At 35.0% G+C, this 11,731-nt stretch carries 7 protein-coding genes; all 7 read right to left on the reverse strand.

Translation table 11 applies throughout. The features are described 5' to 3' along the window. Positions 1 to 8: 8 nt before the first annotated feature. The 7 genes from BUB89_RS04510 to BUB89_RS04540 all read right to left on the reverse strand — a co-directional run bounded on the left by BUB89_RS04510 (position 9) and on the right by BUB89_RS04540 (position 11,537). Complete coding sequence (locus BUB89_RS04510) at positions 9 to 3,290, reverse strand: SusC/RagA family TonB-linked outer membrane protein (RefSeq protein WP_234982517.1); 3,282 nt, start codon at positions 3,288 to 3,290, stop codon at positions 9 to 11. A 185-nt stretch (positions 3,291 to 3,475) separates the two neighbouring features. Continuing rightward, entirely contained in the window at positions 3,476 to 4,648 is a 1,173-nt protein-coding gene (locus BUB89_RS04515) for a FecR family protein (RefSeq protein WP_073242395.1), read from the reverse strand. An 87-nt stretch (positions 4,649 to 4,735) separates the two neighbouring features. Continuing rightward, on the reverse strand, positions 4,736 to 5,335 hold the full coding sequence (locus BUB89_RS04520; RefSeq protein WP_073242397.1) for an RNA polymerase sigma factor: 600 nt from the start codon (positions 5,333 to 5,335) through the stop codon (positions 4,736 to 4,738). A 182-nt stretch (positions 5,336 to 5,517) separates the two neighbouring features. Further along, positions 5,518 to 7,413, reverse strand: a complete 1,896-nt coding sequence (locus tag BUB89_RS04525; RefSeq protein ID WP_234982518.1) for a glycoside hydrolase family 97 protein — start codon at positions 7,411 to 7,413, stop codon at positions 5,518 to 5,520. 453 nt (positions 7,414 to 7,866) lie between these two features. Next, complete coding sequence (gene pelA / locus BUB89_RS04530; RefSeq protein WP_073243000.1) at positions 7,867 to 9,054, reverse strand: pectate lyase; 1,188 nt, start codon at positions 9,052 to 9,054, stop codon at positions 7,867 to 7,869. A gap of 31 nt (positions 9,055 to 9,085) precedes the next feature. Next, positions 9,086 to 9,757: a LamG-like jellyroll fold domain-containing protein gene (locus tag BUB89_RS04535; protein WP_073242401.1), complete on the reverse strand. Its 672-nt coding sequence runs from the start codon at positions 9,755 to 9,757 to the stop codon at positions 9,086 to 9,088. A gap of 112 nt (positions 9,758 to 9,869) precedes the next feature. Further along, positions 9,870 to 11,537 carry a glycoside hydrolase family 28 protein gene (locus BUB89_RS04540; RefSeq protein WP_073242404.1) on the reverse strand — a complete coding sequence of 556 codons (1,668 nt, stop codon included), beginning with the start codon at positions 11,535 to 11,537 and terminating at the stop codon, positions 9,870 to 9,872. Positions 11,538 to 11,731: the final 194 nt, after the last annotated feature.

Below are 11,731 nucleotides of genomic sequence, written 5' to 3' on the forward strand. Positions count from 1 at the left end.
TTTTGAAATTAGAATTGAGCTTGCACTCCAAAAGTAAATGAGGTTATAGTAGGATATCTGCTCCTGCTGTCTACACCCGGATTCAAACCTGATGTGTTAACTTCAGGATCAATACCTTTATATCCTGTAATTGTTAATACATTCATTACTGTACTGTAAAGTCTTATTGATTTAAAATAAGAAGATTTAATTTCTTTGAATGAGTAGCCAAGTGTAATGTTGTCAATTTTAACATAATCACCATCTTCAACATAATAGCTATTAAACTGTGGTGCTATTGTATTGTTTAATAATGCTTTTCCAAAAACTAAATCATTTACAGAAGAAAGGCGGTTATCTGCATAACCATTCTGAGTCCCTTCATAGTTCATACGAGCTTCATTAACTACCTGAAAACCAAAAGCTCCACGCACGTTAACATTTAAATCAAAATTTTTATATCGAATGTTATTAATCCAGCTGGCATACCATTTAGGAAGTCCGTTACCTATTACACGTCTGTCTGTAGGACTTTGAGCAAAATCATCGTAATTTACCCTTTCTCCGGCGGCATTTAAATACACCCATTTACCTTCTTCATCAACATCTACCACTTTAAAGCCATAAAAATTACCTACTGGCTGACCTACCTGTACTCGGTGAGATGAAGTGGTCATACCTTCGAAATTTACATTCCCAGTATCGAAATAATCAAATTGTGTCTTAAAAGAACCATCTAAACTTTTAAGTTTATTGCTGTTAATAGAGTAGGTTCCTGTAGTTGTCCACTCAAAATCAGTAGTTTGTACAGGTACACCTGAAACTAAAACTTCTAAACCTTTATTTTGCATAGTACCACCATTGGCCACTATTGTAGGATATAAATTAGGAGGTGTAGGAACATTATAAGAATATAATAATCCATCTACATTACGATTGTAAGCATCAACAGAACCTGAAAGGCGTCCGTCAAACATAGAAAAATCAACACCTATGTTAGTTTCTTTCTTTTCTTCCCATCTTAAGTCAGGATTAGGATTTGAAGCCGGTGTAATGGTTCTTACCCATTGTCCGTTTACCAAAGCAAAATCACCATATTGTAGTAATGCTACTCCCAGAAATGAGTTTGCAGGTTGCGATCCTGTAACTCCATATCCCACACGAAGCTTTATCTCATCAAACAAAGTCTGATTTTTCATGAAATTTTCATTGGTTATTTTCCATCCCAAAGAAACTGCCGGAAAGGTACCCCATGCATTATTGGTACCATAAAGCTGACTTGCTCCTTCATGACGTAAACTTGCCATTAAAAGGTATTTATCATCGTATGCATAAGTCATACGTCCAAAGAAACTAATAAGATTAGCATGGTTTTTAGAGCTTCCCATAGTTGCAAGACCTAATGGAAGTGCTGAACCCGCTCCTATGTTATGCCATCCGCCAAAATAGTCATCCTGAAAACCGTAGTTAGACATATTAGACCTTTCAATATCCGATTCAATATAGCTATAACCGCCTAATAAGCTAAATTTATTTTTATCAATCGTTTTGTCGTATTTAGCCGTAAGTTCTGCTTGTTTTTCCATACGATTGAATCCTGAAATAGAAGAATATCCCGGAAAACCGTATACAGTTGCAGAGGAATGCTGTAAAGTTTCTGAATATCCTGTTGCTCTGTTTTCTTTTACATAGGAAAAAAGGGCGTTCAGAGTTAAATCTTTGATGGGATTGTATGTCAATGTACTATTATATCTAATTTCAGATGTTTTAACATTTCCATCAGCCTCATTCAGTAAAGCTATAGGGTTGAGATAATCTAATTTATCTTTGTTTTGATAATAGGTTCCATCAGCATTATAAATAGGATCCGTAGGATTTCTACGTAATGCCTGCCAGTATGCTCCGCCGTTAAAACTACCTGCATCTGATGTAGAAGTAAATTTATTTTCTCTTCCTAAAACAGAAAACTTCACCAATAACTTATCATCAAACATGCGATGGTTAATTTCAATACGTCCCCTAAAAGTATTATTATCTGATTTCAGCATAATCCCTTGCTGACTATTGTAATTAAGATTAGCAGCATAGCTCGTTTTATAACTTCCTCCTCTCATAGAAAGGTTGTGTACATGAGTAATTGGAGTACGACTAATTTCTTCAAGCCAGTCTACATTACTTCCCTTATCATACTGTGGATACAGTTCTCTAAATTTTTGACTAGAAAGCATGTCTAATTTATTTGCAATAGTAGAGGTGCTTACATATCCTGTATATTGAACATCATCGATTTCTCCACTTTTAGCTCTTTTAGTAGTAATTAAGATTACACCATTAGTACCGCGTGTTCCATAAATTGCAGCAGCTGATCCGTCCTTAAGTACATCAATACTTTCTATATCCTCTGGAGCAACGGTATTAAGAGCACCGGGAATTCCATCTATAAGTACCAATGGATCTGTGTATGCCCCGGAAAGTGTATTATTACCCCTAAGTTTAATAGAGGTTACTGCTGTAGGATCACCACTATTATTGGTTATAGCAAGACCGGCAACTTTACCTTGTATAAGCTGACCTGCATCTTTTACCTGACCTTGATTAAAATCTTCAGCCTTGACACTCGCTACTGCACTGGTTACATCACCTTTTCTCTGAGTACCATAACCCACAACCACAACTTCATTTAGATTAGATACATCTTCTTTCAAGCTTACATCTATAGTCTTTTGATTTGAAACAGCCACTTCTTTTGTAGCATATCCAATGTAAGAAAATGATAAAACATCTGTTTCAGAAGCAGCAATGGTATAATTCCCGTCTATATCAGTTGTCGTGGTTTTGGTAGAATTTTTCACAAGTACAGTAGCTCCGGGTAACGGCATTCCCTGTTCATCAGTAATTTTACCTTTAACTATATTTTGTTGTAGAGACAAATTAGCTGATTGTTTTAACTTTTCCACTTTAGGAATGAATGAAATCGTTTTTCCTTCAATAATCCAGGTAACTGCTGTTTCTGCAAAAGCTTGTTCCAGTACTTTTTCAATTGGGACATCTACAACTTCAATAGAAACGGGCTTCACATTTTTTAAGATAGCCATGTCATAGAAAAAAACATAATCAGTTTGATTTTTTATGACCGATATTACTTTTTTAAACGGAACATTCCTTCCCGAGAAAGTAATTGTTTGTGAGGAAACTGCTGCTGAAACTTGAAAAGTTAAAGCAATAACCAGTATGGATGTTAATTTCATAACTTTCCAGGTGTTAGTAGTTTGCCAAGGGGTTTTTGGCTTGGTTTTTGGTAATAATTTCATACTTTTGGTAATAATTTTTGGTTAATAATAAATTCTCCTTGCTTGGTTTATCTATTTGTTTTCCATTAATTTAGTTCCTTATATTTTTTAGGAACAAGCCAGCAATGCTTCCATCATCTGCTGGCTTTTTTTATGGATCACAAATACATATTTTATATAAAAGGGTTTCCCCGTTTAAATCAAATTTATGGTTGTACTCTTAAAACATTTCCGTCTATTTTAAAATGAACTTTATTTTTTTCTAAAATTTTCAACACTTGTGATAATTTTAAATTCCTTTGTATTTCCCCCTCAAAAGTTCTGACAGGTATCCCTTTTTCAAATACAACATCTACATCATACCAGCGACTTATTTCACGCAGAACGGTTTGAATACCAGCATTTTCAAAGTAAAATACCCCGTTTTTCCACCCCATCACTTCATCTATATTTACCTTGTTATTTACAACAATAGTCCCCTTTTTTTGTTTTTGAGCCTGTTGCCCGGGTTTTAAAAGTACTTTTTGACTTTTCTCATTAAGTAACACACTTCCCTCTAAAAGAGTAGTATTTATAGTAGCTTCATCATCATAAGCATTTATATTAAAGTGAGTTCCCAATACATTTACCTGCATCTCGTTGACGGAAACCCTAAATGGTCTCTTTTTATCTTTGGCTACTTCAAAATAAGCTTCTCCTGTTAGGATTACTTTTCTTTCATTAGAAGCAAAAGAAGTTGGAAAAGTAAGTGACGAAGAAGCGTTAAGCCAAACTTTTGTACCGTCTGATAATTCTAAATTATATTGTCGGGCTCTGGGCGTGGTCATTGTATTGTATACCAGCTCAGAATTATTGCCTGATTTATATACTAATGCACCATTTTTTTTAGAAACAGTGGTATTGTTTTGATTGGCTACTAATCCATTTCCTAAACTATCCAATACTATTATAGAACCATCCGCAAGTGTTAATATTGCTCCGGTTTTCCCGGGTGCTTTATCATTTACTTGTTTGGATACTACCACTACAGGAGCTTCATCTCCCTTTTGAAGAGCAACAAAAGTTCCAATACCAACAGCTATTAAAATACTGGCAGCTACTGCTATTTTTTTCCAATTAAATAATTTTATAACAGCAGTTTTTTCTGTTTTTGAAGAAGCATTCATTTTACCTTTTAGTTCTTCGATAAACTTTTCAGTTACTTCTGAACTAACGGAAGGAATCTCAACAGAATCAAAATTGTCCCGAAGGATGCTATTTAGTTCTTCGGAATACTGAGGATTATCTAACATCTCAAGTAGCATCGTTTTCCCTTCAGGGGTAATTTCTCCTGAAATAAACTGCTCCATGAGTTCTTTAAATAGTTCGTTTTGATTCATAAATACAAGTTTTGGAACGACATTCAATATCGTTCAATTATAAAGACGTAGTTTAAGTTGTAAAGTGGCAATGAAAAATGAAAAAATTTATGTAAAAAAAAATAACCCTAATAAAATTAGGGTTATAAAACTGATAATATAATGGTTATGTAAATGGTTTCTTAAAAAATTTAAAGCTTGCAATAAATGCCAGCGGACTGTTCTTGTTGCTAAACCTAATTCCTTACTGATATATTCCGTATCCTTTCCTTCCATTCGGCTTAACAAAAAAATGGAACGTCTGGGTTCTTGTAAAAGTGCGGCTCCTTCGTTTAAAATTTTGACCAATTCCTGAAATTCATATTGCTCATCAGGTTTAAAAAACAGCTCTTGTAGTTTTTGATCTTTCAGCGAATCTGTTTCCGTCAGTTTTTTCCTGATATGACTAATAATTAAATTGCGGCTTACTATAAAAAGATAATTCTCAAAACTGTTTACTTCAGATAATTTATTGCGTTTTTCCCAAATCTGAATAAAAATATCTTGTGTTAATTCCTCTGCAACCGGATATGATTTCACAAAACTAAGAGCATGCTGTAACACCTTTTGCCAGTATTTCTCCACCAGTTTTGTATAAGACAATTCATCACCGGATGCAATACCCAACAAAAGAGCAGATTCATTTGAAGATTTCAAATTGGAGTTCATATTTTTAGGAGTCGGAAATTAGTTTTTAAATGCAACAAGATTTAAACAAACATAATTAAAAATAAACGATAAGAACAAATATTTCATAATCCTGAGCTTCTACACAATTTGCAATATGAGCTATTGTATCAAAAAAGACAGTAGTTCTAAAAATACTTGTAATAAAGTTCTTTAATAAACCATTAATTCACTAAAAGCACCGCTCCGTTACAAGGAATACTCACTTCTATTTCCTGATTCTTTTTTAGTTTTATGGTATTTACGCTTCCGTTTAATTGTGCATCATCAGCGTATTGCTTCAATGAAGAACCTCCGGCAATCATCGGTAATTTTACTTTGATTTTAAGAGTTTCTTTCTGAGCATTTATTCCCGCTACATACCATTTATTCCCTTGACGACGCGCTAATATGGCGTACTTTCCAGGATAACCATCAATAAATTTTACCTCATCCCATGTTGTTGGCACTGTTTTCATAAAATCGATTGCCCATTTTGGCGCATCGGTTAAATTGTTTGGTGCCAATGCAAAATGCTGCACCCCACTTTGAAATAATACGGCTGTCGCCAAAGCATAAACATCCGATGTCAGTCTTTTAGAACCTTTATTTGGTGTGTTTTTATCATTGTAAAACTTGTTCAAAGCGCTTCCGCCAAAATCCATGCTTCCCACAGTATTTCGAATAAAAGTATGCAGTGTAGCACTAAAAGCTTCTAAATTGTTGCTTTCCTGAGTAAAGAAAAGATTTTCACTTGCCAGAACGGCTTCACTGGAAGCATAGTTAGGATACATTCTTTCCCATCCACGCGGCAAAGTCGTTCCGTGAAAAATCACCATAATTCCGTAATCATTAGCATCGAATAAAATATCTTCATATAACTTCATGGTTTCTTGTTTGTCACCACCAAAAAAGTCTACTTTGATACCTTTGATACCAATACTTTTCATCCACGCCATTTCTTTACGTCGAACAATACTATTATCCATTTTTCCTCTTGGCGTTTGAGGAGCATCATTCCAATAGCCATTAGAATTGTACCATAAATACAAACCAACACCTTTACTGGCACCATATTTTGCTAAAGCCTCTACCTTATCACGCCCTACCTGAGTATCCCAAAGCGCATCAACCAGAAGGGTTTGATAGCCTAAATCAGCACTAAAATCGATATATCTTAGTTGCTCCTCATAATTCATGCTTTTCTCCATACCAATAATCCAGCTCCAGGTTCCCTTAGTGTATTGGTATTTCTGGGAAGCTTCGTAACGAGGCTTTACCAAATCAAAAGGAACTGTTGTAGTTACAATAGGCTCTAAAGTTTCGCCAACAGTAATCGTTCGCCAAGGTGTTTCGCCAGGAAGTCTAATTCCGGGAGTTGATGAACCAACGCCATTGTTTTCACCCTGCATAGGAAAACCAATAGTGTACAAACCTTTCTCGTGACCAATTAATCTACTGGCACAATAGTAGCTGTCCACACCGGTTTCGGAAATTAAAACCCAGCCATTATTTTTAAGTTTAAAAAGACAAGGAAAAGTATAGCCCTCTCCTTTTCCATTGTCGCCTACGGGTGCATCAACAACATACGGAATTTCATAACTAGGCATCGTTCGCTCCCATCCTACCATCGCTTGACTTTGTGCCGAAAGAAACGAAGTAGTTCCGGCCGGGAATAAAAACCCAGAGGCTTCTTCCTGAACCACTGCTGCAACCGTTGATTTTTGCGGATATACTTTATACTTAAAAGCCACATCATTATTACTCACTCTAAAAATAATATCAATAACGGATTCTTTATTTTTTGTGAATGAAAACACGGTTTCATTAGCTATATAACGAACCTTGCTTTGCTTGATGTTGGGCAATTCATACGTTTCATCAATTTTGTTTTCAATTTGCTTATCTTTTAATGCTAAGCCTGTACTAAAATCTCCAATATTGGTTTTTAATCCAATAGGTGAAGGTTCTAAAAACAATTTTCCGTTGTAAGAAACACTATAAGTAGGTGTTCCATTATCTACAGCCAGGTTTACAGTAAGTTTTCCGTCGGGGCTTGTTACAACAGTTTGTGCTTGCATATTGGTTACAAAAAAACTAACAAGCAAAAAATAATACATTGATTTAAGAGAAATAAATCGAGGAGATTTAAAAATTGAAAAGGTCATTTTTAGTTTATGATTAGGTTAGAAAACCAAAAATACCAAATATTTATTAGTTTCATAATAATAAAGTGTAAATTATACACTATTTGTTTAAAACCAATTGATTAATTAAAAACTTAAAACAGATCGCTCCTATGGAGCTTACTTTATGAATACTACTATTTCTACAAACAGAAAGTCCCGCTGGGACTTATAAAAACTCCGCTAGGAGTGAAATGTTTGTAGAAATAAATGTTCTGACTTTTTTAGCTCCATAGGAGCGAGCTATTTTACAAGCGTTCCTATCAAACAAAAAACGAAAGAATAGCTAACTAAAAAGCATAAAAAAAGACAGCTCTCACTGTCTTTTTTTTCGAAAAATTAAATTCTTTATTTCTTTAACACATTATTATCCGGTGCATATTTCTGTTGCCAATCCGGATATTTGTCCAATACTTTTTGAGGGCTGGAAGTGTACCAGGCATAGCCATTGCGACGTTCCACACTCACCTCAGCCAGGGAATACAACAACTCACTGTTTCTGTCTGAAAACAAAGATTTATTCGTACCCAACTCATAATAACGCGTCCAGATAGGTGCCGCAGCAGGATCGGCTACAGCCCTGACATCTCTTTTTACGGTTTTATATTTAGACTCGAATGCATCTATTTCAAAAGATTCTATTCTGGTATTATAAATTTTCGAATCTTCAAACCACTTTACCGCACTTTGGATCGATTGAATAATTCTTTCGTCTGGATTTTTGATTTTCATCAAAAACAAAACAACATCCACACTTTCGGCATTGCAAATACTTGGCGGTTCAAATTTTCGAGCCCATGCAGGAGCTAAAGTTACCTCATCATGTTGTTGACACCAGGCGGTGAGTCGTCCATTATCCTTAATTTGCATGTTTAAAATGCAATCCAGTCCTTTATTGTATGACTGTAGCACTTTCGACTTTAACGCTTCATCTAAGAAAGAAAAATTAGGATTGTTATGGACTATTTTGTCTAATAAATTCATAATTCCCATGTACGCTCCATCGTTGAAAGTAATATGACGGATGTAATTTTTTTCCAATGGGAAATATTGTGGCCAGCCACCATTAGCATATTGCGCATCAAGGATAAACTGAATTCCTTTTTGACAGGCTGCTTTGTATTTTTCAATTTTAGTCGCGGTATAAACCTGAGCCAAATAATACACATGAGTATAAGAGGTTTCATTGTCGAATGTAGTATGTAAAACAGCCTTTGTTGAGGCTACTTTCTCCACTTGTTCCGGTGTCAGAATCGCTTTCATATCATAATTCTTAGGCCAGCCGCCATTGGCACGCTGAAAAAGAATCATATTATCGGCAATTTTAGTGTAATCGGATTCGGGATATTTAGGCTGATTAGGAACCGGATCGACTAAATTAGTGGGATCTTTAATTCCGTACCAATGTCTTTCGCTGTCGCCAAATGGTTTTGTAGTAATAACATCAGCATCTTTTTTGGTTTGGGCATTTATAATACTATTCGATAACACAAATACAATCAGAAATACCAAATAATTTCTTTTTTTAGTGGTCATAGTTGCTAGCATTTTAAAGGTTGGTTATAACTTAGAGTTTTAAAAACTGATTTGGTTTAAGCACTTCGGGCGAAATTTGTATTTTATAAATAGCTCCTTTAAACCAGGTGACTTTATTCATTCGCACCCCGATTGAAGTTTGTCCTTGTTCAATAGGATTAAACACATATTCTTTATGCAATTCCTGTTTTCCATTGACATAAGTGGTCAGACTATTGGGGGTAACCACAAAAGCCACATGATACCATTTTCCTAAAGGATGCAATAATTCTTCGGTTGCCAAAGCCAATTTCACTCCTTTGGAAGCCACAAAACCATCAAAATACCAATTGTTATCCAATACACGAATTTCTAACAACATTCGGTCGCCTGTAATTTCGCCTATTTGCAAAATGCGTTGTTCAAAAACGCCATTGCTTTCGGGTTTAAAAATCATTTCGACAGTAAAAGAGTCTAAACCTTTTAATGGCATTTCTTTTAAAAACAAGGCATCGTCAATTCCATTAAAAGCAACTGCATCACCATAAAGAGATGGAACAATTGTTGGGTTTCCTAAAATTGTGGTTTCCTCAGTTTTGTTTTGAAGCAATGACGCAACCAGCCATTCGGTATTTTGATTCGATAAAGCATCTGTATTTTGAGCTTTCGAAACAAATGAAAAAACCATAAAAAGCAAAGGTGTAAATACCGAAGTTATTTTCATTTTTCAAGGTTTAAGAATGAATAGTAATGTGACTTTTTCTAAATGAAATCAGGGATAAAAAAATCTCCAGAATCAGCTGACTTTGGAGATTTCGGATATTTTAAATTTATGTTTAAAATTTTACTGCTTTTTTAGGAACTTTTGCTCCGATAAACGTTTTCTTAGACAAATCAGAAGTTGTTAAATCGATATTCTCAGAAGCTGCTCCATTGATAGTAACCGCTTTTGGAGAAGTCGAATTGAATTCCACATTTTTAAGCGACAAATTTTTAGCATTATAGATATCAAATACGGCGGTGTCTTTTAAATCTATAGCTGCATTTGTAATTTTAATTCCTTTGGCATCAATAATAGTAAACCCTTTGTCTGCCTTTACTTTCAAGTTAGTAATTTCAATATTTTCCAGATTCATTTCAGGCAAACCTTGTAAAAAAACGGCTTGATTAGCTCCTGCAATAGTGATGTTTTTCATCGAAATATTCTTAAACTGTGGCGTTTTTTCATCAACAGGAATCATTTTATTCTCTACTGGAGTTCCGCCTTCTTCCAGCGTTTCGGCAATTGATTTTCCGCCATAATACAAATTGAAAGAAATAGCCTGAGAAGGAATATTGGTCATGAAAATATCCGAAATAAAGATGTTTTCAACAACTCCTCCGCGACCACGATTACTTTTAAAACGCAATCCCACATCGGTTCCCATGAAAGTACAGTTAGAAACATGCATGTTTTTTACACCACCGGACATTTCGCTGCCTACCGTCACACCACCGTGTCCATGGTACACAATATTGTTTCTAATAATCAGATTTTCACATGGAATTCCTCTGTCGCGTCCGTCTTTGTCTTTTCCTGATTTGATACAAATAGCATCGTCACCCACATCAAAACTGGAGTTTTCTACCAATACATTTTTACAGGATTCTACATCAAGACCGTCTCCGTTTTGAGAAAACCAAGGATTACGAACCGATACATTTCGAACAATTAAATCTTCAATCATTAACGGGTGAATGTTCCATGCCGGAGAATTTTGGAACACCGGTCCGTCAAACAATACTCTTTTACTGTTTTGAATACTTACCAATACCGGACGAAGAAAATCATGAATTTTTTCGAAATCTTCTTTGGTTTTCAAGTCCAAACGTACATTTTGATCTGCACCTTCAGAAGCATTCATAAAAACTTCCGATGGATACCAGCTGGTTTTAGATGCATTAAGCACACCACCTGATGCAATAACTTTTTTCCATTGACTTTCTGTCATCTTGCTTTTTTTAACCTGTCTCCACACTTCGCCTGAACCATCCCAGACTCCTTTTCCGGTGAAAGCCACATTTTCCAGGTTTTTACCATAAAGAGGCGAAATACAACGCCAGGTATTTAATCCTTCAAAACTGGTTTCTACTAATGGATACAAACTTTTATCCGGTGAAAATTTAATTAATGCTCCTGCTTGTGCATGCAATTCCAGATTACTTTTTAAAATAATAGGTCCTGTTAACCAGATTCCCGGAGGAATAATTACTTTTCCACCGCCTTTTTTAGAAACAGCATCAATAGCTTTAGCAAAAGCTTCTGAATTTAAAACATCGCCACCACTTACAGCACCAAAATCTTTGATATTTACGGAATTATTGGGTATAACCGGTTCTTTGACTATTGCCATTTTAAATTCAATTCCTTCGTAATTTGCATTTTGTGCTACGCTGTTTTGTGAAAAGCCCGAAAGCATAATAACAAAAGCAGCAAAAAGTAAATTTCTTGATTTTTTTCTCATTCTTATTTTTTTAGGTGTTATTTTTTGAATTTAATGACGAATGTAATCGATTATCCTACAAATATATTTAAAATTAATTGATTTATGACCAATAAGCATACCACTCTTTTCGATACTTTATTGTTAAAACTTATAATCGAAAGTAAATAGCACTTCTAACAACAAAAAAAGCCCTCTTTCCATTTCTGAAAAGA

Origin of the sequence: Flavobacterium flevense (assembly GCF_900142775.1) — a bacterium.
Classification (GTDB): Bacteria; Bacteroidota; Bacteroidia; order Flavobacteriales; family Flavobacteriaceae; genus Flavobacterium; species Flavobacterium flevense.

Bases quoted from the DNA above. Each gene is read 5' to 3' on its own strand.
- BUB89_RS04540 (WP_073242404.1), bottom strand. From the start codon at position 11,537: ATGAGAAAAAAATCAAGAAATTTACTTTTTGCTGCTTTTGTTATTATG.
- BUB89_RS04510 (WP_234982517.1), bottom strand. From the start codon at position 3,290: ATGAAATTATTACCAAAAACCAAGCCAAAAACCCCTTGGCAAACTACT.
- BUB89_RS04515 (WP_073242395.1), bottom strand. From the start codon at position 4,648: ATGAATCAAAACGAACTATTTAAAGAACTCATGGAGCAGTTTATTTCA.
- BUB89_RS04525 (WP_234982518.1), bottom strand. From the start codon at position 7,413: ATGCAAGCACAAACTGTTGTAACAAGCCCCGACGGAAAACTTACTGTA.
- pelA (WP_073243000.1), bottom strand. From the start codon at position 9,054: ATGACCACTAAAAAAAGAAATTATTTGGTATTTCTGATTGTATTTGTG.
- BUB89_RS04520 (WP_073242397.1), bottom strand. From the start codon at position 5,335: ATGAACTCCAATTTGAAATCTTCAAATGAATCTGCTCTTTTGTTGGGT.
- BUB89_RS04535 (WP_073242401.1), bottom strand. From the start codon at position 9,757: ATGAAAATAACTTCGGTATTTACACCTTTGCTTTTTATGGTTTTTTCA.